The 24829-nt window shown below is 71.4% G+C and carries 23 protein-coding genes; 6 read left to right on the plus strand and 17 right to left on the minus strand.

What is annotated here, in order from left to right; all coding sequences use genetic code 11:
- Positions 1–26 precede the first annotated feature (26 nt).
- Positions 27–815 carry an SAM hydrolase/SAM-dependent halogenase family protein gene (locus J5X75_RS01150; RefSeq protein WP_208465255.1) on the plus strand — a complete coding sequence of 263 codons (789 nt, stop codon included), beginning with the start codon at positions 27–29 and terminating at the stop codon, positions 813–815.
- A gap of 867 nt (positions 816–1682) precedes the next feature.
- Here J5X75_RS01150 and J5X75_RS01155 read toward each other — a convergent pair.
- Positions 1683–2420: an N-acetyltransferase gene (locus J5X75_RS01155; protein ID WP_208465256.1), complete on the minus strand. Its 738-nt coding sequence runs from the start codon at positions 2418–2420 to the stop codon at positions 1683–1685.
- A 58-nt stretch (positions 2421–2478) separates the two neighbouring features.
- Here J5X75_RS01155 and J5X75_RS01160 point away from each other — a divergent pair, with 58 nt between their 5' ends.
- Positions 2479–3267, plus strand: coding sequence for a DNA-formamidopyrimidine glycosylase family protein (locus J5X75_RS01160; protein WP_208465257.1), 789 nt, complete (start codon positions 2479–2481; stop codon positions 3265–3267).
- Positions 3268–3270: 3 nt separating this feature from the next.
- Here J5X75_RS01160 and pspM read toward each other — a convergent pair whose 3' ends face one another.
- The 6 genes from pspM to rimO all read right to left on the minus strand — a co-directional run bounded on the left by pspM (position 3271) and on the right by rimO (position 8255).
- Positions 3271–4041: a phage shock envelope stress response protein PspM gene (gene pspM, locus J5X75_RS01165; RefSeq protein WP_208465258.1), complete on the minus strand. Its 771-nt coding sequence runs from the start codon at positions 4039–4041 to the stop codon at positions 3271–3273.
- A gap of 30 nt (positions 4042–4071) precedes the next feature.
- A complete protein-coding gene (locus J5X75_RS01170; RefSeq protein WP_208465259.1) occupies positions 4072–4932 on the minus strand; it encodes a PspA/IM30 family protein in 861 nt (286 codons plus the stop codon).
- A gap of 236 nt (positions 4933–5168) precedes the next feature.
- On the minus strand, positions 5169–5543 hold the full coding sequence (locus tag J5X75_RS01175; protein ID WP_208465260.1) for a helix-turn-helix domain-containing protein: 375 nt from the start codon (positions 5541–5543) through the stop codon (positions 5169–5171).
- A 158-nt stretch (positions 5544–5701) separates the two neighbouring features.
- Positions 5702–6193 carry a CinA family protein gene (locus J5X75_RS01180; protein WP_208465261.1) on the minus strand — a complete coding sequence of 164 codons (492 nt, stop codon included), beginning with the start codon at positions 6191–6193 and terminating at the stop codon, positions 5702–5704.
- 17 nt (positions 6194–6210) lie between these two features.
- Entirely contained in the window at positions 6211–6801 is a 591-nt protein-coding gene (gene pgsA, locus J5X75_RS01185) for a CDP-diacylglycerol--glycerol-3-phosphate 3-phosphatidyltransferase (protein WP_208465263.1), read from the minus strand.
- Positions 6798–8255, minus strand: a complete 1458-nt coding sequence (gene rimO, locus J5X75_RS01190; protein WP_208465264.1) for a 30S ribosomal protein S12 methylthiotransferase RimO — start codon at positions 8253–8255, stop codon at positions 6798–6800. Before rimO ends, pgsA begins: the two co-directional genes overlap by 4 nt.
- An 88-nt stretch (positions 8256–8343) precedes the next feature.
- On the opposite strand from rimO, the gene J5X75_RS01195 reads away from it, so the two are divergent.
- Both J5X75_RS01195 and J5X75_RS01200 read left to right on the plus strand, forming a co-directional pair.
- Entirely contained in the window at positions 8344–8985 is a 642-nt protein-coding gene (locus J5X75_RS01195; protein ID WP_208465265.1) for a helix-turn-helix transcriptional regulator, read from the plus strand.
- Positions 8986–9016: 31 nt separating this feature from the next.
- Positions 9017–9505 carry a DUF3291 domain-containing protein gene (locus tag J5X75_RS01200; protein WP_208465266.1) on the plus strand — a complete coding sequence of 163 codons (489 nt, stop codon included), beginning with the start codon at positions 9017–9019 and terminating at the stop codon, positions 9503–9505.
- On the opposite strand, the gene J5X75_RS01205 is transcribed toward J5X75_RS01200, so the two are convergent.
- Complete coding sequence (locus tag J5X75_RS01205) at positions 9450–11975, minus strand: DNA translocase FtsK (protein ID WP_208465267.1); 2526 nt, start codon at positions 11973–11975, stop codon at positions 9450–9452. The two genes, J5X75_RS01200 and J5X75_RS01205, sit on opposite strands and share 56 nt — an antisense overlap.
- Positions 11976–12061: 86 nt before the next feature.
- Between J5X75_RS01205 and J5X75_RS01210 the strand changes: the two genes are divergently transcribed.
- Positions 12062–12481, plus strand: coding sequence for a YbjN domain-containing protein (locus J5X75_RS01210; RefSeq protein WP_307797878.1), 420 nt, complete (start codon positions 12062–12064; stop codon positions 12479–12481).
- Between the two features lie 112 nt (positions 12482–12593).
- Here J5X75_RS01210 and J5X75_RS01215 read toward each other — a convergent pair whose 3' ends face one another.
- The 5 genes from J5X75_RS01215 to J5X75_RS01235 form a co-directional block, all read right to left on the minus strand.
- On the minus strand, positions 12594–14147 hold the full coding sequence (locus J5X75_RS01215; RefSeq protein WP_208465268.1) for a S1 family peptidase: 1554 nt from the start codon (positions 14145–14147) through the stop codon (positions 12594–12596).
- Between the two features lie 115 nt (positions 14148–14262).
- Positions 14263–15951 (minus strand): ribonuclease J, encoded by a 1689-nt coding sequence (locus J5X75_RS01220; protein WP_208465269.1) that lies wholly within the window; start codon positions 15949–15951, stop codon positions 14263–14265.
- A gap of 13 nt (positions 15952–15964) precedes the next feature.
- Positions 15965–16858 (minus strand): 4-hydroxy-tetrahydrodipicolinate synthase, encoded by an 894-nt coding sequence (gene dapA / locus J5X75_RS01225; protein WP_208465270.1) that lies wholly within the window; start codon positions 16856–16858, stop codon positions 15965–15967.
- A gap of 26 nt (positions 16859–16884) precedes the next feature.
- A complete protein-coding gene (locus tag J5X75_RS01230) occupies positions 16885–17427 on the minus strand; it encodes a DUF2752 domain-containing protein (RefSeq protein WP_208465271.1) in 543 nt (180 codons plus the stop codon).
- Between the two features lie 5 nt (positions 17428–17432).
- Positions 17433–18662, minus strand: a complete 1230-nt coding sequence (locus J5X75_RS01235) for a winged helix-turn-helix domain-containing protein (RefSeq protein ID WP_208465273.1) — start codon at positions 18660–18662, stop codon at positions 17433–17435.
- Between the two features lie 42 nt (positions 18663–18704).
- Between J5X75_RS01235 and J5X75_RS01240 the strand changes: the two genes are divergently transcribed.
- The gene (locus J5X75_RS01240; protein WP_208465275.1) at positions 18705–19268 is read left to right on the plus strand and encodes a GNAT family N-acetyltransferase; all 564 of its coding nucleotides are present in this window, start codon (positions 18705–18707) and stop codon (positions 19266–19268) included.
- On the opposite strand, the gene dapB is transcribed toward J5X75_RS01240, so the two are convergent.
- The 4 genes from dapB to J5X75_RS01260 all read right to left on the minus strand — a co-directional run bounded on the left by dapB (position 19265) and on the right by J5X75_RS01260 (position 24680).
- Positions 19265–20026 carry a 4-hydroxy-tetrahydrodipicolinate reductase gene (gene dapB / locus J5X75_RS01245; protein ID WP_208465277.1) on the minus strand — a complete coding sequence of 254 codons (762 nt, stop codon included), beginning with the start codon at positions 20024–20026 and terminating at the stop codon, positions 19265–19267. The two genes, J5X75_RS01240 and dapB, sit on opposite strands and share 4 nt — an antisense overlap.
- Before the next feature lie 4 nt (positions 20027–20030).
- A complete protein-coding gene (locus J5X75_RS01250) occupies positions 20031–20909 on the minus strand; it encodes a phosphatase PAP2 family protein (RefSeq protein ID WP_208465672.1) in 879 nt (292 codons plus the stop codon).
- A gap of 102 nt (positions 20910–21011) precedes the next feature.
- On the minus strand, positions 21012–22346 hold the full coding sequence (locus J5X75_RS01255; protein ID WP_208465278.1) for a M16 family metallopeptidase: 1335 nt from the start codon (positions 22344–22346) through the stop codon (positions 21012–21014).
- On the minus strand, positions 22347–24680 hold the full coding sequence (locus tag J5X75_RS01260) for a polyribonucleotide nucleotidyltransferase (RefSeq protein WP_208465280.1): 2334 nt from the start codon (positions 24678–24680) through the stop codon (positions 22347–22349).
- Positions 24681–24829 lie beyond the last annotated feature (149 nt).

A 24829-nucleotide genomic window follows, 5' to 3' on the forward strand; every position in this document is an offset into this window, starting at 1 on the left:
AACGACAGGCAGTAACGTTGACCACCATGGGCGGTTATGGATGGATCAGCTTCACGACCGATTACGGCACTTTTGACGGCTTCGTCGCCGCCTGCCATGGATCGATCGCCCGCGTCTCCCCCGACACCAGAGTGATCGACGTCACTCATCACGTCCCGCCCGCCGATGTCAGCCGGGGCGCCGCGGTCCTGGCGCAGACCGCGCCCTACCTGCCGCCCTCGGTGCACCTCGCGGTCGTCGACCCGGGCGTCGGCACGGCCCGGCGCGGTGTGGTCCTCGTCACGCCGAACGGTCTGCTCGTCGGCCCGGACAACGGCCTGCTCATCTGGGCCGCCGAGGCGCTCGGCGGCATCACCGCGGCCTATGAGCTGGACAACAAGGACTGGATGCTCGGCGACGTCTCCCGCACCTTCCACGGCCGGGATCTCTTCGCCCCGGCCGCCGCCCGGCTGGCGGCGGGCGCCGACCCCGCGGAGGCCGGCCCCGCGGTGGACCCGTCCGGCCTCGCCCGCCTGCCCGATCCGGTGGTCACCGTCGGCGACGGCTGGATCGAGGCCGAGGTCCTGACAGTCGACCGGTTCGGCAACGTCCAACTGGCCGCCGAAGGCTCCGCCCTCTCCGGCCTCGGCCCGGAACTCATGGTCAACGGCGGCGTCCGGGCCCGCCGCGGCGCGACCTTCGCCGACGTCAATGTGGGCGAGCTGCTCGTCTTCGCCGACTCCGCGGACCGGGTCGCGATCGCGGTCAACAACGGCCGCGCCGTGGTCCTTCTCTCGGTGGTCCCCGGCGACATCGTCCGCATCACCGCCCGATGAAAACCAACCCTCTCCGGTACGGGCCACCCCGCCCCAACCACAGAGAAACAGTCCCGCGGCGCCCCGCGAGCGCCCGCGGGGTCCAGCCCGCGAGGCCCCGCCGGGCTTTGATCGGTGGCCCAGCCTGACCGGGCGGCTAGCGCCGCACGGTCCGACCCGGGCGGCTGGCGCCGCACGGGTCATTGGCTCCAGCTGGATCCCAGGGCTGGTCCAGGCGCAACGGAACAGCCTGACCGGGCGGCTTGACGCCGCACGGTCCGACCCGGGCCGCTAGCGCCGCACGGGCCATTGGCTCCAGCTGGAACCCAGGGCTGGTCCAGGCGCATCGGAACAGCCTGACCGGGCGGCTTGACGCCGCACGGTCCGACCCGGGCGGCCAGCGCCGCACGGGCCATTGGCTCCAGCTGGAACCCAGGGCTGGTCCAGGCGCATCGAAACAGCCCGACCGGGCGGCTACACACCGCACGATCCGACCCGGGCCGCCAGCGCCGCACCCGCCACCAGCTCCAGCTGAAACCAGAACTACTCCAAACGCACCGAAACAACCCGACCGGGCAGCTGGCGCCGCACGATCCGACCCGGGCGGCTGGCGCCGCACCGGCCACCGGGTCCGGCTGGCTTTCAGGTGCTGTCTCAAGCGCATCGAGACTGCTCTGATAGCCAGCCGGATTTGAGGCCGACCCGGCCACGGTGCGCCTGGCCGGTGTGACCGACCGGGACAGCACGCCGGGCGGGTGGTCGAGCCGGTCAGCACGCCGGGTGGGCGGGACGAAAACGCCGGACGGGACGAAAACGCCGGGCGGGGCGAAAACGCCGGGCGGGATGACGTGCTCGAGTGGGTGGCGGGGTGCGGGGCGGGTGGGGCGGTCAGATGCGGTGGTGGACCCAGACGTTGGGCTCGACGTAGACGGCATGGTCCTGCTCCACGTCGCAGTGGATCGGGGACAGGGCGCCCGGCACGTCGACCGGCCCGGTGGCGTCGAAGGCCAGCCCGGTCCAGGATCGCCACTGCTCCAGCGTCCCGGCGTAGGTCATGCTGTAGTGCGCCACGTTGACGATCTTCGCCCCGGCCCGCACATGGACTCGCAGCCACGGGTCGACGGGCAGGCCGTCGTCACGGGTCGCGTAGGCGTACGCATCGATGGGTTGTCTGATCTGAGCGTGCTTGCCGCTGGGCCGGACCGGCGCGACGAGATCGGTGAAGCCGTGCTCGGCCGCGTTGTCGCGCATCGCCGTGAGCATCAGGCCGGAGAGGCCGGACCCGCGCAGATCGGGCCGGATGTTGATCTCCAGGGCCGAGACCATGGTGGGTTTCGTGCCGTCGAGACGGTCGTGGAGGGCCTGGCGGATCACCCAGTCCCAGCCGCCCTCGGGCAGCCCCTCGGCCGGATCGCCGTCATAGGCGAACGGCACCGCGTGCGCCTTCGCGACCGCCCGGCCGGTCTCCTTGTCCACCGCGAGCAGCGAGAACGCGGGCCAGAACTGGTCGAAATACCGGTAGTAGAGGCCACCGGTCGGATCCTTGGTCATGAACTCGGGCCAGCCTCCGGCGAGTTCGTCATAGAGGTCCAGCCGGTCCCCGACCGGGGCGATCTCGAGTTGCATGCGGGCAGGATGCCACCCCACCCCGGCCGGGTCACCCGATTTTCGCGAGAATGGGGACATGCCGGAAGGGGACACCGTCTGGAACACCGCCCGCGTGCTGGAGAAGGCTCTCACCGGCGAGGTGCTGACCGGCTCCGATTTCCGGGTGCCGCGGCTCGCGACCACCGACCTCACCGGCTGGACCGTCGCCGAGTCCGCGAGCCGGGGCAAGCATCTGCTGCTGCGCCTGACCCGGGACGGGCGGCCATCGCACACGCTCCACTCGCATCTGCGGATGGACGGCGCCTGGCGGGCCTACGCACCCCGGGAACGCTGGACCGGCCGTCCCGCGCACCTGATCCGGGTGGTGTTGCGCACCGCCCGCTCGGTGGCCGTCGGCTACCACCTGCACGAGGTGACGCTGATCCCGACCGCCGAGGAGGACCGTCTGGTCGGGCATCTCGGGCCGGATCTGCTCGGCGCCGACTGGGATCCGGCCGAGGCGGTCCGCCGGATCGCCGCGAAGCCGTCGGCCACGATCGCGGAGGCGCTGCTGGACCAGCGGAATCTGGCCGGGGTGGGCAATCTCTACAAGGCGGAGACGCTGTTCCTGCGCGGGTTGTGGCCATGGACTCCGGTCGCCGCGGTGACCGACCTGACCGGCACGGTCGAGCTGGCGCAGAGGCTGGTCGCCGCCAACCGCGGCCGCTGGACGCAGACCACCACCGGATCGCTGCGCAAAGGCGAGACCAACTATGTGTACGGTCGTCGCGCCCAGCCGTGCCGTCGTTGTGCCACCGCGATCCGCAAGGCCGAACAGGACGAACGCGTCACCTACTGGTGCCCGCGCTGCCAGCCGGAGCCGTGACGGTCAGCCGGCCGCCGCGGGTGGGGTGCGGAATTCGGTGGTCCGCAGCTCGGCCAGGCCCTCGGCGATGCCGCGCAACCGGTCGGCCGCGTCGACCAGGCTGAAATACGCCGGATGGCGGGTGTCGACGAGTGGTTGCCCGTCCTCCGCGACATAGCTGGCGGCAGCCGCGACCAGCGCCTCGAACGCCTCGACGCCTTCGCTGAACTGCTCGGCGAGCCCGGCGTGCGACTCCACGAGCGCATCCCGCCGGCCGCCGTGCCCGAGCGGGATGGCCCGCTCGACGCTGGCCGCCCGCTGGCCGAGGTCGCGCAGCCACTGCTCGGCGGTGGCCGCCTCCAAGACCGCGGCCTCGCCCTCGCCGGTCAGCCGACCGGCCAGCCCCGCCATCGTCTGTGACGCGCGTTCCAGGCGGTCCCATGAGTCGGCGATGACCGAGCCGCGCAGCGCGAACCGGTTCTTCTGGCGGCGCACCTCCTGCACCACGGTCCGCCCGGCCGGGAACCGCTGGAGCGCCGCGGCGAGGCGGGTCTCCGGGAGGCTGGGCGGCGGCGCCGGCTGGGCGGCCAGCTCACGGTGGTCGCTCCAGCGCCACCAGGCGAGCATCGCCGAGGATCCGGCGGCCGCCGCCCAGACCGCGTCGGCGACGCCTATCCCCGCGTACGGAGTGAGGACGGCCGCCGCCGCGGTCAGGCCTCCACCGAGCACACTCCACCGGCGTGCGGAACCCCGCAGCCGTTTGAGCCGCCGGAAATACCTGGTCCGCTCGTCCACCGTCGCTCCCCTCCCCGTCGTCTCCGCCGCTCAGCCGGCAGCGGTGGTGTCGCCCCGCTTCTGGTTGAGGCTCGCCCGGATCTCGTCGAGACGGGCCACACTGGCCGGATCGGCGGCCGGGGTGGCGGGCTGCTCGACGGCCGGGCGATCGGCGGCGCCGCCCAGCTTCTCCCCCGCCATGCTGGCCCGGATCTGCTCCAGGCGGGACGCGCCGGCCAGGTCCAGGCTGGATTTCTGCACCTCGAGCATGCGGCCCTCGACCGAGTTGGCGGCCAGTTCGGCACGGCCCATGGCGTTCGCATACCGCTGCTCGATCTTGTCGCGCACCTGGTCCAGCGACGGGGTGTTGCCCGGCGCCGCGAGCTGCGACATCGACTCCAGCGACTTGGCCACGGTCTCCTGCATCTTGGCCTGCTCGAGCTGGCTGAGCAGCCGGGAGCGCTCGGCGATGCGCTGCTGGAGGACCATCGCGTTGTTCTCGACCGCCTTGCGCGCCTGCCCGGCGGCGGCGAGCGCCTGGTCGTGGAGGGTCTTGAGATCCTCCATCGACTGCTCGCCGGAGACCAGCTGGGTGGCCAGGGTCTGCGCGGTCGACTCGTACTTCTGGGCCTCGGCCTCGTCACCGGCGGCTCGGGCGCGGTCGGCGAGGACGAGCGCCTGACGGGCCATGCCCTGCAGCTTCTCGACCTCGGACATCTGCCGGGACAGCTTCATCTCGAGCTGCCGCTGATTGCCGATGACGGCCGCGGCCTGCTGCACGAGGGCCTGGTGCTGGCGCTGAGCATCCTCGATGGCCTGCTGGATCTGGACCTTCGGATCGGCGTACTCGTCGATCTTCGCGCCGAAGAGCGCCATCATGTAATGCCAGCCCTTGACGAACGGATTCGCCATCTCGTGGTGTCCCCTCAATGTCGCTCTGCCGGACGCGTCATCCCTCGTTGTGAGGATGACGCGAAACCCATCGTGACAGCCGGACGCCACTGGCGTCACGGGTCCTCCGGGGGATCTCAGGGTCTCCCCTGGCATCGAGGCTACGCCTCCCTGAGGTGCCGGAGCGAGGCGCCGAACCGACACACGAAACAGGCCGGACCGCCTCAGGGGCGGCCCGGCCGATCGCGTCATGATGATCAGGCGGCGTAGACGATGTCCCGCTTCGGTTTGCGGGTCGCGTGCAGCGTGGTCTTCAGCGGGGACTCCTGGCGCACGGAGACGGAGACGTTTCCGTCGGTCGTCTGGCCCTCGACCGGAACCAGGACACCCTCCATGTTCTCCGCCAGGGACAGCGTGCTGCTGACCTCGCTGAGCAACTCGGAGAGGCGGGCGCCGAGCGCGTCGCAGATGGCCGCGAGCAGCTCGCTGGACGCCTCTTTCTGACCACGCTCGATCTCGGACAGATAGCCCAGGCTGACGTTCGCGGCGGTCGACACCTCGCGCAGCGTGCGGTGCTGCCCCTGCCGGCGCGCACGAAGAGCGTCGCCGATAACGCGGCGTAGCAGGACCATGGCACCTCCTCCTGCGAGCTCGCCGCCGGCATACGCCGGAGGCTTCCCGCAACCGTACCTGGCCCGAGCCGCGCCGACATCCCGCCCCGCCGAATTCCCGGGCCCCTAGGCTCACGGCAGAACCGGACAACAGGTGCGGTAGCGCGCGTAATCCCAGGTCAGGCCGGGGCCGGCGAGTCGCGAAGACAATCGATCAGCAATTGCAGGACGGCCGTCACACTTTCGGTGCGGACAGCCTCCCGGTTCCCGTCGAGTTTCAGCTCGCGCACCCGGGTCCCCGAGGGGCCGGCGACCGCCACGAACACCAGCCCGACCGGCTTGCCGTCCTGCGGCTCCGGGCCCGCGACGCCGGTGGTGGCCAGGCCCCAGTCCGCGCCGCAGCGCTCCCGGGCGCCCTCGGCCAGCGCGGCGGCCACGTCACCGTCGACCGGGCCCCGCTCCGCCAGCAACCCCTCCGGTACGCCGGCGAGCCGCGCCTTGAGCTCGGTCGCGTACACCACCAGGCCGCCCCGGTAGACGGCGCTCACCCCGGGGATCTCGACGATCGTCGCGGCCACCAGACCACCGGTGAGCGACTCCGCGGTCGCCGCCGTCTGCCGCCGCTCCACCAGCGTGTGCACCGCCGCCGCGGCCGCCACCGAGATGTCCATCCGGTCCTCCCGCGCCCCTAGGAGACAGAGCCGCGCCGCAACCGCAGCGCCTGAACCACGTAGTCCGCCCCGGTCACCACGGTGACCACCAGCGCGGCGCCCATCAGCGCCACCCCGACGAGGTGGAACGGCTCCGGCACGGGCCACAGATACCAGGCGATGGCGACGGTCTGCAGCCCGGTCTTGAGCTTGCCACCCCGGGAGGCCGGGATCACGCCGTACCGGATCACCCAGAACCGTAGCGCGGTCACACCCCACTCACGGACCAGGATGGTGACCGTCACCCACCACGGCAGCGCGTCGTAGAACGAGAGCAGGACCAGGGCGGTGCCGGTGAGCGCCTTGTCCGCGATCGGATCGGCGATCTTGCCGAACGAGGTGACCAGCGACCAGCGCCGGGCGATCCAGCCGTCCGCGAAGTCGGTCGCCGAGGCGATGCAAAAGGCCAGGCAGGCGGCGATGCGCCAGTCCGGCCGGGTCATCTCGGAGACGACGACGAGGAACAGGAAGACCGGTACGAGCACGATCCGGACGACGGTCAGCGCGTTGGCCGCGTTGTAAAGCGACACCACCCGCGCCGCCGGGACCGGAGCCGGCTCGTCGGTCACCGCGTCACCGGTGCGGCCGAGATCATCTCGACCGGGACGGCGATCAGGTCCACTCCCTCGGTGCCGGTGACCCTCGCCCGGACCAGGTCGCCGGGGCGCAGCACGGACAGATCCACCCCGGCGTCGCCGGCCACCAGGCTGGTCGAGCCGTCCACCTCCGGGGCCTGGTGCTCGGCGCGGCCCTCGATCTCGTCGCCGTCGATCGCGTCGATCAGCACCTCGACGGTGTCGCCGATCCGGTCCTCGGCACGCTGGGCGCACAGCTCCTCGGCGAGCGCGACGACCCGGTCGTACCGCCGCTTGATGGTGGCGTCGCTCACCTTGCGGTCCAGGCCGGCGGCCTCGGTGCCGTCCTCGTCGCTGTAGTCGAAGACGCCGATGGCGTCGAGCCGGGCCTCGGTGAGGAAGCGGACCAGCTCGTCCACGTCCTGTCGGGTCTCGCCGGGGAAGCCGACGATGAAGTTGCTCCGGGCGCCGGCCGCGGGCGCCAGTTTCCGGGCCGAGTCGAGCAGCTCGAGGAAGCGCTCGGTGGACCCGAACCGCCGCATCCGGCGCAGCACCGGCTCGCTGGAGTGCTGGAACGACAGGTCGAAGTAGGCGGCCACGCCGGGCGTGGTGGCGATCGCCTCGACCAGACCGGGACGGGTCTCGGCGGGTTGCAGGTAGCTGGCCCGCACCCGGACGATGCCGTCGACCGCGGCCAGCTGTGGCAGCAGCTTCTCCAGCAGGCGCGGGTCGCCCAGATCCTTCCCGTACGACGTGCTGTTCTCACTGACCAGCACCAGCTCCCGGACGCCGGTCTTGGCCAGCCACTCGGCCTCGGCGAGCAGCTCCTGCGGGTCACGGGAGACGAAGGCGCCGCGGAACGCCGGGATCGCGCAGAACGCGCAGCGCCGGTCGCAGCCGCTGGCCAGTTTCAGCGAGGCCACCGGCCCGGTGTCGAGCCGGCGGCGCAGCACCTTGCGCAGATGGGCCGGGGTGTGGTCGTCGACGGTCGCGTGACCGGGGACGACCACCTTGGCGGCCTGCCGCTTCACCGGGGTGATCGGGAGCAGCTCACGGCGGTCGCGAGGGGTGTGCGCGTCCAGGCTCTCGCCGCGCAGCACGCTCTCCAGCCGGTCGGTGATGTCGGTGTAGTCGTCGAAGCCGAGAACCGCGTTGGCCTCGGGGAGGTTGTCGGCGAGCTCCTTGCCGTAGCGCTCGGCCATGCAGCCGGCGGCGACCACCTTGGCGCCGGTGTCGGCCGCGGCCAGCAGCGTGTCGATCGAGTCCTGCTTCGCCTTCTCGACGAAACCGCAGGTGTTGACGACGACCACGTCCGCGCCCTCGGCGTCGGTGCCGACCTCCCAGCCGCCGGCGTCGAGGCGGGCGGCCAGCTCTTCCGAGTCGACCTCGTTACGGGCGCAGCCCAGCGTCAGTAGCGCGACACGGCGGGTGGGAGGAGTTCCAGACACCCGCCAAGGTTACCGGGCAGCCCGGCGTGGTCGTTCCTCCGCTCGTCCAGCTTCTACCGCCAAACGCGATTGACAATACGATTGCCGGGTGACGACCTCGGAGAACTGGGACGATCTCGCCGCGGTGACGGCGCTGAGCGATGGGGTACGGCGCTCGGCGTACCAGGCGGTGGCCGACGGCGGGCCGGAGCCGGTCGGCCGTGACGAGGTGGCCGACACGCTCGGCGTGGGCCGCACCCTGGCCGCCTTCCATCTCGACAAGCTGGTCGACGCCGGGCTGCTCGAGGTCTCCTACGCCCGCCGGACCGGCCGCAGCGGGCCGGGCGCCGGGCGGCCCGCCAAGCTGTACCGGGTGGTGCCCTGGGAGCACTCGGTCAGCGTGCCGCCGCGGGCCTATCGCGACGCCGCGGAGCTGCTCGCCGAGGCGGTGGACCGCAGCGGCGCCGATCAGGTCCTCTACGAGGTGGCCCGGGAGCAGGGCCGGCGGGAGCCGGCGAGCGACCCGGCCGCGGCGCTGGCCGAGCGGGGCTACTCCCCGGTCGCCGGCGAGGACCGGATCGAGCTGCGGAACTGCCCCTTCCACCGGCTCGCCGAGCAGTTCCCGCCGCTGATCTGCGGGATGAACCTGGCGCTCGTCGACGGCATGGTGGCGGGTTCCGGGTGGACCGCACGGATGGATCCGGCGCCCGGCCGCTGCTGCGTGATCCTCTGTAAAAACAAATCCGATTGACATTAGAGGGCGGTGCTGGTGAGGTGGATGCATGACCGACTTCCACCTGGCCCAGATGAATGTCGCCCGCTTGAGAGCCCCGCTGGAAGACCCGTCCATCGCCGAGTTCGTGGCCGGCCTGGATCTGATGAACGAGCTGGCCGACCGCTCGCCAGGTTTCGTCTGGCGGCTCAAGGAGGAGGAGGAGGTCGACGAGTCCACGCTGCCGGGCCCGCGCGACCCCGCGGTGATCGCCACGATGTCGGTCTGGGAGTCGCTGGAGCATCTCCGGGCGTATGTGTACCAGTCCACCCACCTCGACTACCTGCGGCAACGCCGTGACTGGTTCGTGCCCGGCGGCTCGTCGCTGGTGCTGTGGTGGGTGGAGGCGGGTCACATCCCGAGTCTCCGAGAGGGCCTGATGCGCCTCCACCGGGTCACCACCGAGGGCCCCGGCCCGGAGGCGTTCACCTTCCGGCAGACGTTCATTCCCCGTCCACCCGCAGAGCGGCCAGAGCTTCTTCCAGCTCGTCCGGCTTGACCAGCACGTCGCGTGCCTTCGAGCCCTCGGAGGGGCCGACGATCCCGCGGGTCTCCATGAGGTCCATGAGCCGGCCCGCCTTGGCGAAACCGACTCGCAGCTTGCGCTGGAGCATCGAGGTCGAGCCGAACTGACTGGTCACCACCAGCTCGATCGCCTGGATCAGCAGCTGGAGGTCGTCGCCGATCTCCTCGTCGATCTCCTTCTTCTTGCTGGGCGGCGCGTCGGTGACGCCCTCGCGGAACTCCGGCTCGCGCTGGTTCTTGCAGAACTCGACGACCGCCGCGATCTCCTTCTCGTCGACCCAGGCGCCCTGGATGCGAACCGGCTTGGAGGCGCCCATCGGCAGGAAGAGGCCGTCACCGCGGCCGAGCAGCTTCTCGGCGCCGGGCTGGTCCAGGATGACCCGGCTGTCGGCGAGCGAGGAGGTGGCGAAGGCCAGGCGGGACGGCACGTTCGCCTTGATCAGGCCGGTGACCACGTCGACCGACGGGCGCTGGGTGGCCAGCACCAGGTGGATGCCGGCGGCCCGGGCCAGCTGGGTGATCCGGACGACCGAGTCCTCCACGTCGCGCGGGGCGACCATCATCAGGTCGGCCAGCTCGTCGATGATCACCAGGAGGTAGGGGTAGGGCTTCATCTCCCGCTCGCTGCCCGGCGGCGGCTTGATCTCGCCGTTGCGCAGCTTGCGGTTGAAGTCGTCGATGTGGCGGACCCCGTTGGCGGCGAGGTCGTCGTAGCGCATGTCCATCTCGCGGACCACCCACTCCAGGGCGTCCGCGGCCTTCTTCGGGTTGGTGATGATCGGCGTGACGAGGTGCGGGATGCCCTCGTAGGCGGTCATCTCCACCCGCTTGGGGTCGACCAGGAGCAGGCGGACCTCGTCCGGGGTCGCGCGGGTCAGCAGCGAGACCAGCAGCGAGTTGAGGCAGGAGCTCTTACCCGCGCCGGTGGCGCCCGCGATCAGGATGTGCGGCATCTTGGCGAGGTTCGCCGTGACGAACCCGCCCTCGATGTCCTTGCCGAGCGCCACCAGCATCGGGTGGTGGTCGCCGGTGGCCGCCCGCGAGCGCAGCACGTCGCCGAGCGACACGTTCTCCGGGTCGGTGTTCGGGATCTCCACACCGACCGCGCTCTTGCCCGGGATCGGGCTGAGGATCCGCACGTCCGGTGACTTCACGGCGTAGGCGATGTTGCGGGAGAGCTGGGTGATCCGCTCCACCTTGGTGCCCGGGCCGATCTCCACCTCGTACCGGGTGACCGTCGGGCCGCGGGTGAAACCGGTGACCACGGCGTCCACGTTGAACTGGTCGAAGACACCGGTCAGCGCGGCCATGATCTCGTCGTTGGCGCGGCTGCGGGCCTTCGGCGGGGCGCCGGTGGCGAGCAGGTTCGGCGGCGGCAACCGGTAGTCGCCCTTGACCGCCGAGATCTCCAGCTGTTCGGCCCGGGTGGGCATCGGCGAGTGCTCGGGCGGCGGCTTCTTCCGGGTCTTCGGCAGCTTCGGCAGGGCCACCGTGTCGTGCAGGATGAGTTCCTCGTCGAAGTCGTCCGGCGGTTCCTGATCGAGAGGGGCGGGCTCGGTCATGGTGGCCTGCCGGCGCCGGGCCGGGCGGCGCGGCTTCGCGGGGGCCTCCTCCGGATCGTCGTCCTCGAGCTCCAGCCCCGGCGACGGCCGCGGCGTGTGCTTGCCGGACCGCCCGGAGACCAGGTCGAGCAGGAGCACCACCCGCTCCGGGATCTTGGCGATCGGCGTCGCGGTGATGACCAGCAGACCGAAGACGAAGAGCAGCAACAGCAGGGGTACGGCCACCCACGCCGTGACGGCCCGCTCCAGCAGGCCGCCGATGCCGAAGCCGAGCAGACCGCCGGCCTGGCCCACCTCCGGTTTGTCGACCTCGGGGCCGGAGATGTGCAGCAGCGCCGCGGTGGCCACGATGATCGCGGTCCAGCCGACCAGCGTGCGCCCGCGGTGCTCCGGGTCGGCCGGCTCCCGCATCAGCCGGATCGCGCCGAAGAAGAGCAGCAGCGGCAGCAGCACGGCCAGGCTGCCCAGGAAGAGCCGCACCATGTCGGCCACCCAGACCCCGACCGGCCCGGCGCTGCCCGCCCAGACCGCGACCGCGATCAGGATGGCGGCGCCGAGCATGAAGAGACCGGCGCCGTCCCGGCGGTGTTCGGGCGCGATGTTGCGGGCCGTGGCGGCCTGCCGGCCGGCGCCGCGGGCCAGCCAGCCGACACTGCCCGCGAGGCCCATCCAGAGCGCGCCGACGCCACGGGCCAGGCTGGGCCCGACGGTCGGCTGTTTCCGGACCGCGGGGCGCCGGGTGGCGGGCTTGCGCGCGGCCGTCTTGCCGGTGGTGGTCTTGCCGGTGGCTTTGCGCGCCGGCTGACGGGCACGGTTGACCGCCGCGCCCCGGGTTGTGGACGCGGCGCGGCTCCGGCCCGCCGGAGGAGTTCGGCCCGCCATGGATGTCACCGTAGCGGTGACCCGGCGATCCTTCGAGAAGGCGCACCGCGACTGCTTTTCACTTTCCCGGCATTTACCATCGCAAGGTGCAACCTCTCAGCAACGACATGATCAAGGCCGCGCTGGAGAAACGAGGCTTCTCCTACTTCGTCGATGCCGACGGCGACATCGCCGGCAACTTCCAGAACAACCTCATCTACTTCTTCCGCCTCGGTGAGCGGAAGGAGATCCTCCAGGTGCGGGCCATGATGCAGCACGTCTTCTCGGTCGAGGAGGTCCAGAACCTGTACGAGTTCTGCAACACCTGGAACCGCGACCAGCTCTGGCCGAAGGCGTACGTGCAGGTCACCGACGACGGCCAGGCCATCGTGGTGGGCGAGGTGACGACCGACTGGGAGCACGGCGCCACCGTCGAGCAACTCGACCAGGTGCTGCTCTGCGGTATCGCGACCGGATGCCGTCTCGGCGAGGCGCTGGGCGAACTGAAATCGGGGTCCTCGCGCTGAGCACGAGGACCCCGATCCGATGCCGGGTCACGGATTCCCGGCCGGGCTGAGGTGACCGGACCCGGCGGTGGCGCCGGGCGGCTTCCACGCCCGGCCCACCGAGTCGTCTGAACTACTGGACGTTGAACCCGAGGCTGTACGCGCCGGTGCCGCCGGCCGCCACGACCACGTACCGGTAGGTGCCGGAGCGGCCGGTGAAGCTCAGGGTCTTGTCGCCGTCACCGGTGGCCTGGGCCACCGTCCGGAAGCTGCCGCGGTTGTTGAGCCGCTGCAGGACCAGGTCGAAGTCGGCGCCGTCCGGAGCGTCCAGGCAGGCGGTGTGGGTGCCGGCCCGGGCCCGGTAGGCGCCGCCGTTGGGCTGCGCCTGGGCCTGACCGGCCCGGTTGATCGTGCCGGTCCGCTGCACCGGGAGGGCGTCGCACGCGGACGCGTCCCCACCCTCCTCGGCGGGCGGGGCGGTGGTCGGCGCGCTGGTGGCCCCGCCACCGGCGCCCTCGCTGGTGACGAGGGTCAGGTTCTGCGCCGCCAGGATCTCGTTGACCGGCTGGAAGAAGGTCTCGCCGCCGGCGGTGCAGTCGCCGGAACCACCCGAGGTGACACCCTGGGCCTGGTCGCCGGAGAGCCACGGGCCGCCGGAGTCGCCGCCCTCGGCGCAGACATCGGTCCGGGTCAGGCCGGTGACGGCGCCCTCCGGGTAGCGGACGGTCTGGTTCTTGGCCAGGATCGTGCCGCAGAACGTGCCGGTGGTGGAACCGGAGCGGCAGACCGCCGCGCCGACCGGGGCCTCGGTGTTGCCGGCCACCGGCAGCTCGTTGCCCTGGAAGTCGTTGACCACCGGGCGCGGCGTCCAGTCGTCGTTCACCGCGACGAAGCCCATGTCGGCGTCACCCGGGAAGACCGAGAACTCCACGGTGCCCTGGGCCTGGTTGTTGAAGCCGGTGGTGGCGGTGCCCTCCGCGCCGCAGTGGCCGGCCGTGACGAAGCCGGTCGTCACCGAGAAGCCGATCGAGCAGCGCGCCTGCCCGCCGTCGACGCTGATGAAGTACGGGTCGGCGCCGCGCACGTCGAACAGCGGCTTCGGCTGGGCCTTGCTGATCTTCACGGTCACCGCGTCGGACGAGACGCCGGCCGACCGCGCGGCCGCGAGCGCCGCCTGCTTCCCACCCGGCCGCGCGACCACGACCACCTTGTTGGTGGTCACGTCGACGTACCAGCCGGTCAGGCCGTCGGTGTCGGAAGCGGCCGCGTCCAGTTTGGTCTTCGCCGCGTCCAGCTCGGCCTCGCTCCGCTTGACCAGCACCGGTACGGCGCCGGCGGCCTTCACCACGGACACCGCCCCGGAGTCGGTCACCGCGACCTTGAGCGTGGTGCCGTCGGACGCGAGCCAGGCGCCGCCGAAGTCCTCGCCGGTCTGGGCGGCCAGCGTCGCGGAGACGCCTCCGGCCCATTCCGAACGGGCCAACCGCGTGGCCGCCTGCTCGCCGTCGAGGCCGAGGTCGCGTTTCATCGCCGCGAGCAACTCCGGGGAGAGGCTCCCCGGAGTGCCGGTCGCGGCCGTCGACCGGCCGTCCTCGTCGGTGCCGGCCAGCGACGGCAGAGTGAACGCGACTGCCGCCGCGCCCGCCACCGCCACCACCGCTGCCACGGCGATCGGTCTGCGCTGCATCTGGAAGACTCCCTCCGCCACGGGTGCCGTGGGGGCGGCACCGGTGCCTGGGAGTACGCAGCCCGTACAAAAATGGTTGAAAAGTCAGCGTGATCCTTATGGATTCACAGACTTCTCACACTTCGACGACCGTCGGCACGATCATCGGCCGTCGCCGATAGGCGTCGTTCACCCATCGGCCCACGGTCCGCCGGACCACCTGTTGCAGCTGGTGGGTGTCGGTGATCCCGTCCTCGGCGGAGCGGTGCAGCGCCGCGGTGAGCAGCGGGACGACCGGGTTGAACGCCTCCGGGTCCTCGGAGAAGCCCTTCGCCGAGATGACCGGCTCCCCGACCACCTTGCCGGTGACCGAGTCGATCACCACGGTGGCCGCGATGAACCCGCCGTCGCCCAGGATGCGGCGCTCGGTGAGCAGCGATTCGCTGACGTCGCCGACCGCGAGGCCGTCGACGTACACATACCGGCTGCGGACCCGGCCGACCACCCGGGCGTGGCCCTCGACCAGGTCGACCACGTCGCCGTCCTCGCAGAGCACGACCCGGTCCGGGGCGACCCCGGTCTCGATGCCGAGCTGCGCGTGGGCGCGCAGGTGACGCCACTCGCCGTGCACCGGCATGAGGTTGCTGGGCCGGGTGACGTTGAGCAGATAGCGCAGCTCACCGGCCGGGGCGTGGCCGGAGACGTGCACCTTCGCGGTCTCCTTGTGGATCACCGTGGCGCCGGCCCGGGAGAGCTGGTTGATCACCCGGTAGACCGAGGTCTCGTTGCCCGGGACCAGCGAGCTGGCCAGCACCACCGTGTCGCCGGAGGCGATGGTGATGTGCCGGTGGTCGCCGGTCGACATCCGGCCGAGGGCGCTCATCGGCTCGCCCTGGGATCCGGTCGACATGAAGACGATCTCGTCGGGCGGCAGGTGGGTGGCCTCGTCCAGGCCGACCAGCAGGCCGTCCGGGATGCGCAGCAGGCCCAGGTCGCGGGCGATGCCCATGTTCCGGACCATGGACCGGCCGATCAGGGCGACCTTGCGGTCGTACTCCCAGGCGGCGTCCATCACCTGCTGCACCCGGTGCACGTGGGAGGCGAAGCTGGCCACGATGATCCGGCCGCGGGCCTTGCCGAAGATCGAGCTGAGCACCGGGCCGATGTCGCGCTCCGGGGTGACGAAGCCGGGCACCTCGGCGTTGGTCGAGTCGGAGAGCAGCAGGTCGACGCCCTCGGCGCCGAGCCGGGCGAACCCGGCCAGGTCGGTGATCCGCCCGTCCAGCGGCACCTGGTCCATCTTGAAGTCACCGGTGTGCAGCACCAGCCCGGCCGGGGTGCGCACGGCGACCGCCAGCGCGTCCGGAATGGAGTGGTTCACCGCGAAGAACTCGCACTCGAACGGCCCGAGCCGCTCCCGCTGCCCCTCGCGGACGGTCAGCGTGTACGGGTCCAGCCGGCGCTCGGCCAGTTTCGCCTCGACCAGGGCCAGGGTGAACTCCGAGCCGACCAGCGGGATGTCCGGCTTGTGGGCCAGCAGGTACGGCACCGCGCCGATGTGGTCCTCGTGCCCGTGGGTGAGCACGATCGCCTGAATGTCGTCCAGACGGTCCAGGATGGGCGCGAAGTCGGGCAGGATCAGGTCGACACCCGGCTGCTCCACATCCGGGAAGAGCACCCCGCAGTCGACGACCAGGATCTTCCCGTCGAACTCGAACACCGTCATGTTGCGGCCGATGGCGCCGAGCCCGCCGAGCGGGATGACGCGCAGGGCGCCCTCCGGCAACGGCGGCGGCGGACCCAGCTCGACGTGAGCGTTAGTCATTCGCCTCTTCCTGTCAGAGCACGATGCCGGCCGCGGCGGCGTCCTGGCGCAGTTGGTTCAATTCCTCTTCGGTCGCGTCGACCAGCGGCGAACGGACCACCCCGGCGGGCCGGCCCAGAGCGTTCAGCCCGGCCTTGACCAGCATGACCCCCTGCGTACGGAAAATGCCCGTGAACAGGGGCAGAGCCGTGCGGTGCAGGGCCAGCGCGGCGGCCGTGTCGCTCCGCTCCCAGGCCTCGATCATGTCCTTGGCCAGCCGGCCGGTGAAGTGGGTCGAGGTGCCGACCAGGCCGACCCCGCCGATCGACAGAAGTGGCAGGGTGGCGGCGTCGTCGCCGGAGTAGTAGGCCAGGTCGGTCCGTGCCAGCACGTGCGAGCTGGCGACCAGATCGCCCTTGGCGTCCTTGACCGCGACGATCCGCTCGTGCCCGGCGAGCCGGCACATGGTCTCGGTGGTGATCGCGGTGCCGGCGCGGTGCGGGATGTCGTAGACCATGATCGGCAGGCCGGTGGCGTCGGCGACCGCACGGAAGTGGCGCTCGACGCCCGCCTGCGGCGGCTTGCTGTAGTACGGGGTGACGACCAGCAGGCCGTGCGCCCCCGCCTTCTCCGCGGCCTGGGCCAGCTCGATGGTGTGGGCGGTGTTGTTGGTGCCGACGCCCGCCAGCACCCGTGCCCGGTCCCCGACGGCCTCGATCACGGCACGGAGCAGCGCGTCCTTCTCCGCGTCGGTGGTGGTGGGGGACTCGCCGGTGGTGCCGCTGATGACGAGCGCGTCGTTGCGCTGCTCGTCGACGAGGTACGCGGCGAGGCGCGCCGCACCCTCGATGTCCAGGGAACCGTCCGGGGTGAACGGGGTCACCATGGCGGTCAGCAGCCGTCCGAAGGGCCGCGGGTCGTGCGTCATACCTGACAACCTATCGGACGCCCCGGTCACACGTAGAAAGCGGTGAACGGCGCCCAGGGGAGGTTACGCAGGATGCTCCACACGCCCCAGACCACCATGAATGTGATCATGGCGCCTGGACTGATCGACAACTCCGGCAGCCGCAGGCGGAACAGCCGGCGGCCGGCCCAGGCCACGTACAGATAGATCAGGAACGGCACCGCGAAGACGAACACCAGGTGGTGCCGGGCCGCGGCGGGCAGGTCGCCGTGCAGCAGGAACCACGCCGCCCGGGTGCCGCCGCACCCCGGGCAGACGAAGCCGGTCAGGTATTTGAGCAGGCAGGACGGCGGGTCACCGGCCTGTGCCGTGGTCGGGTCGGTGAGCAGGGTGTAGCCGACCGCGCCACCGGTGCAGGCGAGGATCGCGAGCGGGGCCAGCCAGATCGGCGAGCGGGCCGAGACCCGGTTGACCAGGCGGGTCAGCCGGTCCTCCCGCACCGGCCGGTACGCCAGCCACTCGGGCGGCACCGGAGGGCCCTGGACCGGCTGATCGGCCAGCCACGGAGGCGACTGGGCGGCGGCACTCATGGCCGTCACGCTACACCCGTGACGCCGGCCCGCAGAGCGCTCGTCAGCGGGCCGGCGAAATCGCCCCGCTCGGGCGCCGCCACCGTGCTGAGGCCCAGCCAGCCGGCCAGGCGGCGCAGCTCGGCGGCGAGCGCAGCGGCGGTCTCCTCCGGGTCCGCCCCCGGCTCCAGCCACGCGGCCGGGATCCGCAACTCACCGGCCTTCCGGTCGGCTTTCAGGTCGAGCCGGGCCGCGAACCGCTCGTTCATCAGGAACGGAAGGACGTAGTACCCGTACAGCCGCTGGGGCCGGGGGACGTAGATCTCGATCCGGTAGGTCATGCCGAACAGCCGCTCGGTCCGGCCGCGCTCCCAGATCAGCGGGTCGAACGGGCTCACCAGGGTGGCGGCGCCGACCCGGCGGGGCAGTCTCGCCTCGTGGTGCAGCCACGCCGGCTTCCACCCCGGGACGGTGACCGGGCGCAGCACCCCGGCCTCGGCCAGCTCGGCGATCGCCTGCCGGCACGGCTGCACCGGAAGCCGGAAATAGTCCCGTAGCTCGGCCTCGGCGGCCACCCCGAGCGCCCGGGCGGAGAGCTCGACCAGGGCCCGGAACGCCTCCTCCGGCGCCGGGGTGGGCGCGGCCAGCACCTCGGCCGGCAGCACCCGCTCGGGCAGGTCGTAGCGGCGGGCGAAGGACGTGGTGCGCTCGGCGGCGGTCACCTGACCGGTGTAGAAGAGCCACTCGAGAGCCTGCTTGACGACCGACCAGTTCCACCCCCAGTGCGCCTTGTCGCGGGGCGTGTCGTGCTCGATCTCGGCGGCCGTGATCGGGCCGCGGTCGCGCACCTCGTCGAGCACCCAGGCGACCAGGTCGGGCTGCTCCACGGCGATGCGCCGCATGTTGCCCCAGGCGAACTCGTGCGCCCGCGCCATCCGCCAGCGGAACAGCGGCTGGAGGTCGGCGCGGATCAGCGACGCCTCGTGGCCCCAGAACTCGAACAGCTCGCGGGGCCGGCGGTAGGCGGCCCGCTCCAGCAGCCCCGGTGAATACGGTCCGAGGCGGCTGTAGAGCGGCATGAAGTGGGCGCGCTGCAACACGTTCACCGAGTCCATCTGGATCAGGTGCAGGCGGCGCAGCACCCGGCGCAGATGGCGCAGATCGGTGGCGCCACCGGGTCGTGGGTCGGCGAAGCCCTGGGCCGCCAGTGTGATCCGGCGGGCCTGGGAGAGCGAGAGTGATTCGGACACGGCCATCGTGGAGAGAGACTAGACGCGGGGTATGACAAAGTTGCCGCCATGGCACTCGGCTTCGTTCGTCCCGCTCGTCCCGAGGACGCGGGAGAGATCGCGCGCATCCAGCTGTCCACCTGGCGTTCCGCGTACCGCCGGATGTTCCCGGCACACGTGCTGGCCGGCCTGGACGAGGGTTACCTGGCCCGTGGGTGGACCGAGGCGATCACCGCCGCCCCGTCCGCGCGGCACCGGGTGCTGATCGCCGTCGAACAGGGTGAGAGCTCGGCGCACGTGGTGGGCTTCGCCGCCTCCGGCCCGGCCGACGAGCAGGCCCTGGCGCCGGAGGAGAAGCCCCTGCCGGAGGACGTCGCGGCCGTCACCGACCTGCTGATCGAGCCGCGCTGGGGCCGGCGCGGCCACGGCAGCCGGCTGCTGGCCGCCGCGGTCGACAACTGGCGCGACGACGGCTTCCGGACCGCGGTGGCCTGGGTCTACGACGCCGACAGCGTGATGCGCGAGTTCCTCGGCTCGACCGGCTGGGAGCCGGACGGGGCGAGCCGCGCCCTCGACGTGGACGACCTGCTCGTACCCCAGATCCGGCTGCACGTGGCGGTTTCGGGCGCCTAGTCCTCGAGCAGCGGGTCCAGGCCGATGGTGAGGCCGGGGCGGCGCAGCACGTGACGGACGGCGAGCAGCACGCCCGGCATGAACGAGGACCGGTCCAGCGAGTCGTGCCGGATGGTCAGGGTCTCGCCGGAGGTGCCGAACAGCACCTCCTGGTGGGCGACCAGGCCGGCCGCCCGGATCGAGTGGACCCGGATCCCGTCGATCTCGGTGCCGCGGGCGCCGGCCATCTCCTCCTTGGTGGCGTCCGGCATCGGCGGGCAGCCGGCGGCGGCCCGGGCCGCCGCGATCACCTTGGCGGTGTGCAGCGACGTGCCGCTGGGCGCGTCCAGCTTGCGCGGGTGGTGCTGCTCGATGATCTCCACCGAGTCGAAGTAGCGGGCCGCGCGGGCCGCGAACTGCATCATCAGGATCGCGCCGATGCCGAAGTTCGGCGCGATCAGCACACCGGCGCCGGGCTTGGCGGCCAGCCAGCCACGCACCTGCTCCAGACGGTCCTCGGTGAAACCGGAGGTGCCCACCACCACGCTGATGCCCTGATCGACGGCCCAGCGCAGGTTGTCCATCACCACGTCGGGGTTGGTGAAGTCGACGAGAACCTGGGCGCCGGCGTCGGATGCCTGGAACAGCTCCTCACCCTGATCGATCATGGAGACCAGAGCGAGATCCTCGGCGGCGTCGACCGCCTTGCACACCTCGAGGCCCATCCGGCCCCGGGCGCCGAGGACACCGACACGGATGGTTTCGGGAACGTCTGTCACCCCGTCAACCTAACGTACGGCGACGGGCGTCCCACCATCGCTCGCCGAGCCCCACCACGAGGAACACCAGCCCGACGTACGCCCATCCGACCAGCACGTCGATCACCCAGTGCTCGGCCGTGTAGACCAGGGTGAAGGTCATCGACAGCGGGTACGCGAGCAGCAGCGGCCACCAGTACCGCCGCACCATCGGCAGGAAGAACACCACCGACATGAAGGCGAACGCGGTGTGCAGCGACGGCATCGCGGCCACCGGGTTGGACGCCTCCACCTGCAACGCGTTGAGGGTGTTGCCGGCGCCGTGCAGGCCGATGGCGTCCCACCCGTGCGTGGAGATCCGCTGCGCCTCGATCAGCGCGCCGTGCTCGGGCTGCGCCGCCCACCACGGCGGCGCGGCCGGGTAGAGGAAATAGGTGATCAGGCCGAACACGCACAGCAGGAACCAGCGGCGCATGAACCGGGCCCACTGGAGGCGCGACCGCATCCACAGCACCACGGCGATGGTCGGCATGGTCAGGAAGTGCGAGAAGTAGACCAGGGAGACGACCACCTCCCACCACTGGACCACGCCCGGCTGCCAGAGGTGCGCCTGGAGCCACTCGGTCGGCACGACCCCGCCGAACAGCCACCTGTCGAACCCGACCAGCTCGGTCACGTGCGGCTCGAACAGCCGGTCGGCGTAGCCCCGGGACACGTTGTAGACCACCAGGAGCAGGCAGATCGGCAGCCAGTCGCGCAGGAACCGCAGGTGGGTGCGCCACGGCTCGTGGTTGCGCCAGGCGATGGTGGCCAGCCACAGCCAGCCGAAGGCGATCAGCGGGTCACTGGTCGGGACACCGACGAAATACACCCCGACGGCGAAGACCACCGCCCAGATCAGCATCCCCAGGGCCCGCCGCCTCCGGAGATCCGGTGGTGGCGGGGAGGTGGGGGTATCGGGCGGGGTCTCCAGCGTCGTCACGGGGACCAAGGGTAGAGCGGAGGGTTACCAGCCTGGTAATTCATCTTCGTCGAAGGGACCCACCACGGCCAGCGACATGGGCTGGGCGAGCAGGTCCGTGGCGACCGCGCCGACCTCCTCGACGGTGACCCCGTCCACCCGGGCCAGCAGCTCGTCGACGCCCATCAGGTCGCCGTGCAGCAGCTCCGACTTGGCCAGCCGGCTCATCCGGGAGCCGGTGTCCTCCAGGCCCAGCACGTACGAGCCCTTCGCCATGCCCTTGCCGCGGACCAGTTCCTCCGGGGTGATGCCGTGCGCCGCGACCCGGTCCAGCTCGGCACGGATCAGGTCGAGCACCTCCCGGGCCTTGGCCGGGGCGCAGCCCGCGTAGACGCCGACCAGGCCACTGTCGGCGTACTGGCCGGAGTAGGAGTAGACCGAGTAGGCAAGGCCGCGCTTCTCCCGGATCTCCTGGAAGAGACGGCTGGACATGCCGCCGCCGAGCACGTTGTTGAGCACACCGAGGGCGAACCGCCGCTCGTCGTGCCGGCCCACCCCGGGGCCGCCCAGCACGATGTGCGCCTGCTCGGTGTCGCGATGCAGGATGAGGTTGCGCGCCTTGCGTACGCGTACCCTCTTGTCGGCCGCACGCGGCTGAGCCGGCGCGCCCGGCCCGGTGTCCAGCGGGGTGCCCGCCAGGGCCTTGCGCACCAGCCGGACCACCGTCGCGTGGTCGAGGTTCCCGGCGGCGGCGATCACGATCTCCGGCGCCGTGTAGTGGCGCCGGTAGAACCGGTTGATCTGGTCCCGCGTCATCGGGCTGATCGAGTCCGGGGTGCCGGAGATCAGCCGGCCGAGCGGGTGGTCGCCGTAGATCGCCTCGGCGAAGACGTCGTGCACCTCGTCACCGGGCTCGTCCTCGTGCATGGCGATCTCCTCGAGGATCACGCCACGTTCGGTCTCCACGTCCGCCGGATCGAGGATCGAGTCGGCCACCGCGTCGGCCAGCACGTCCACCGCGAGCGGCAGATCGGCGTCGAGCACCCGCGCGTAGTAGCAGGTGTACTCCTTCGTGGTGAAGGCGTTGGTCTCGCCGCCGACCGCCTCGATCTGCGCGGAGATCTCCAGGGCGGTGCGCTTGTGGGTGCCCTTGAAGAGCAGGTGCTCCAGGAAGTGCGAGGCGCCGTGCAGGGCGGGCGTCTCGTCACGGGACCCGATCCCGACCCAGATGCCGAGCGCGGCGCTGCGGGTGGTCGGGATCGCCTCGGTGATGATGCGCAGGCCACTGGGCAGGACGGTCTTCTTGACCCCGTCCTGCAGGGTGCGGGTAGAGACGCGGGCCGGCCTAGTGGCCGGCCCGTGTCCGTCGTTCGCTGTCACCTAGTCGCGGCGCTCGCCGCGGTCGCCGGACGGGCGCGAACGGCGACGGCGGGGCTCGCCGCCACCCTCGCCGCGGGGCGCGCGGTCCTCACGCGGCGCCCGCTCGGGACGGCCACCCTCGGAACCCTCGGCGGCCGCCGGGGCCTCCTCGCCCTCCGGGCGCACCTTGTCCAGGTAGATCTTGCCGCGGGCGTCGATGTCCGCGATGGACACCTCGACCTTGTCGCCGACGTTGAGGAAGTCCTCGACCTTCTCGACGCGCTTGCCGTCGCCCACCTTGGAGATGTGCAGCAGGCCGTCACGGCCGGGCAGCAGCGAGATGAACGCGCCGAACGCGGCCGTCTTCACCACGGTGCCGAGGAACTTGTCGCCCACCTTCGGCAGGGTCGGGTTGGCGATCGCGTTGATCCGCTCGACCGCGGCCTCGGCGGCCGGGCCGTTGGTCGCGCCGACGTAGATGGTGCCGTCGTCCTCGATGGAGATGTCGGCGCCGGTCTCGTCCTGGATCGCGTTGATGGTCTGGCCCTTGGGGCCGATCACCATACCGATCTTGTCGACCGGGATCTTCACGGTGGTGACCCGCGGGGCGTGCTCGCTCATCGCGGCCGGGCCCTCGATCGCGGCGGTCATCACCGCGAGGATCGTGGCACGGGCCTCGTGCGCCTGCTGCAGAGCGCCGGCCAGCACGTCCGACGGGATGCCGTCGAGCTTGGTGTCCAGCTGCAGGGCGGTGACGAACTCGGACGTGCCGGCGACCTTGAAGTCCATGTCACCGAACGCGTCCTCGGCGCCCAGGATGTCGGTCAGTGCGACGTACTCGGTCTTGCCGTCGACCTCGTCCGAGATCAGGCCCATGGCGATGCCGGCGACCGGGGCCTTCAGCGGCACACCCGCGCTGAGCAGGGCCAGCGTCGAAGCGCAGACCGAACCCATCGAGGTGGAGCCGTTGGAGCCGAGGGCCTCGGAGACCTGGCGGATCGCGTACGGGAACTCCTCGCGCGACGGCAGCACCGGCACGAGGGCCCGCTCGGCCAGCGCGCCGTGACCGATCTCCCGGCGCTTCGGCGAGCCCACCCGGCCGGTCTCACCGGTCGAGTACGGCGGGAAGTTGTAGTTGTGCATGTAGCGCTTGGTCTTCTCGGGAGCGAGAGTGTCCAGCGACTGCTCCAGGCGCAGCATGTTCAGCGTGGTGACACCCAGGATCTGGGTCTCGCCGCGCTCGAACAGCGCCGAGCCGTGCACGCGGGGCAGCACGCCCGTGAGAGCGGTCAGCGGGCGGATGTCACGCGGGCCACGGCCGTCGATACGGACCTGCTCGCGCAGCACGCGCTGGCGCACCTCGGACTTGGTGACCGAGCGGAACGCCGCGCTGATCTCCTTCTCCCGGCCCTCGAACCGCTCGTCGAGCAGCTCGTGCGCCTTCGCCTTGACCAGGTCGAGGGACTCCTCGCGCTCCTGCTTGCCGGCGATCTTCAGCGCCTCGGCGACCTCGGCGCGAACCGCGTCGGAGACCGCGGAGTACACGTCGTCCTGGTAGTCCAGGAAGACCGGGAACTCGGCGACCGGCTTCGCGGCGATCGCGGCCAGCTCGCTCTGCGCGCGGCACAGCTCACGGATGGCCGGCTTGGCGGCCTCGAGACCGCTCGCCACGACCTCCTCGGTCGGCGCGGTGGCGCCGGCCGAGATCAGCTTGATCGCGTGCGGGGTGGCCTCGGCCTCGACCATCATGATCGCGACGTCGCCCTCGGCGGTGACGCGACCGGCCACGACCATGTCGAACGTGGCGCGCTCGAGCTCCTCGAGGGTCGGGAAGGCGACCCACTGGCCCTCGACGTGAGCGACCCGGGTCGAGCCGACCGGGCCGCTGAACGGCAGGCCGGAGAGCTTGGTCGACATCGAGGCCGCGTTCATGGCGACGACGTCGTACGGGTGGGCCGGGTCGAGCGCGAGGACGGTCTCGACGACCTGGACCTCGTTGCGGAGGCCCTTGGTGAACGACGGGCGCAGCGGCCGGTCGATCAGCCGGCAGGTGAGGATGGCGTCCTCGGACGGACGGCCCTCACGGCGGAAGAACGAACCCGGGATGCGGCCCGCGGCGTACATCCGCTCCTCGACGTCGACGGTCAGCGGGAAGAAGTCGAAGTGGTCCTTCGGCTGCTTGCTGGCGGTGGTCGCGGAGAGGACGGTGGTGTCGCCCAGCTGGACGATCACCGAGCCGGCGGCCTGCTGAGCGAGGCGGCCGGTGGAGAAGACGATCTCGCGGGTGCCGAACGATCCGTTGTCGATGACGGCGGTGCGGGATTCGTTGCCGAGAGCGTTGTTCTGCTCGGTCATGAAGAGTGGTACTCCTTCGTCGAGGACCCGGCGGTCAACAGCGCGTTTCAGTCGAGCCGGTCTTCGATCGAAGTGCCCAGGGACGTCACCTGGGAACCACTACCGAGGACCGGTGCTGACGGAGTGATCCGCGCGGGTCCGTGGGGTGG

Origin of the sequence: Actinoplanes flavus, assembly GCF_017592555.1 — a bacterium.
Lineage (GTDB): Bacteria > Actinomycetota > Actinomycetes > Mycobacteriales > Micromonosporaceae > Actinoplanes > Actinoplanes flavus.

What these genes read in the sequence shown, in the direction of transcription:
- J5X75_RS01150 (WP_208465255.1), top strand. Translation starts at nt 27, where the DNA reads ATGGGCGGTTATGGATGGATCAGCTTCACGACCGATTACGGCACTTTT.
- J5X75_RS01155 (WP_208465256.1), bottom strand. Translation starts at nt 2,420, where the DNA reads ATGCAACTCGAGATCGCCCCGGTCGGGGACCGGCTGGACCTCTATGAC.
- J5X75_RS01160 (WP_208465257.1), top strand. Translation starts at nt 2,479, where the DNA reads ATGCCGGAAGGGGACACCGTCTGGAACACCGCCCGCGTGCTGGAGAAG.
- J5X75_RS01170 (WP_208465259.1), bottom strand. Translation starts at nt 4,932, where the DNA reads ATGGCGAATCCGTTCGTCAAGGGCTGGCATTACATGATGGCGCTCTTC.
- J5X75_RS01175 (WP_208465260.1), bottom strand. Translation starts at nt 5,543, where the DNA reads ATGGTCCTGCTACGCCGCGTTATCGGCGACGCTCTTCGTGCGCGCCGG.
- J5X75_RS01180 (WP_208465261.1), bottom strand. Translation starts at nt 6,193, where the DNA reads ATGGACATCTCGGTGGCGGCCGCGGCGGCGGTGCACACGCTGGTGGAG.
- J5X75_RS01200 (WP_208465266.1), top strand. Translation starts at nt 9,017, where the DNA reads ATGACCGACTTCCACCTGGCCCAGATGAATGTCGCCCGCTTGAGAGCC.
- J5X75_RS01205 (WP_208465267.1), bottom strand. Translation starts at nt 11,975, where the DNA reads ATGGCGGGCCGAACTCCTCCGGCGGGCCGGAGCCGCGCCGCGTCCACA.
- J5X75_RS01215 (WP_208465268.1), bottom strand. Translation starts at nt 14,147, where the DNA reads ATGCAGCGCAGACCGATCGCCGTGGCAGCGGTGGTGGCGGTGGCGGGC.
- J5X75_RS01220 (WP_208465269.1), bottom strand. Translation starts at nt 15,951, where the DNA reads ATGACTAACGCTCACGTCGAGCTGGGTCCGCCGCCGCCGTTGCCGGAG.
- dapA (WP_208465270.1), bottom strand. Translation starts at nt 16,858, where the DNA reads ATGACGCACGACCCGCGGCCCTTCGGACGGCTGCTGACCGCCATGGTG.
- J5X75_RS01230 (WP_208465271.1), bottom strand. Translation starts at nt 17,427, where the DNA reads ATGAGTGCCGCCGCCCAGTCGCCTCCGTGGCTGGCCGATCAGCCGGTC.
- J5X75_RS01235 (WP_208465273.1), bottom strand. Translation starts at nt 18,662, where the DNA reads ATGGCCGTGTCCGAATCACTCTCGCTCTCCCAGGCCCGCCGGATCACA.
- J5X75_RS01240 (WP_208465275.1), top strand. Translation starts at nt 18,705, where the DNA reads ATGGCACTCGGCTTCGTTCGTCCCGCTCGTCCCGAGGACGCGGGAGAG.
- J5X75_RS01250 (WP_208465672.1), bottom strand. Translation starts at nt 20,909, where the DNA reads ATGCTGATCTGGGCGGTGGTCTTCGCCGTCGGGGTGTATTTCGTCGGT.
- J5X75_RS01260 (WP_208465280.1), bottom strand. Translation starts at nt 24,680, where the DNA reads ATGACCGAGCAGAACAACGCTCTCGGCAACGAATCCCGCACCGCCGTC.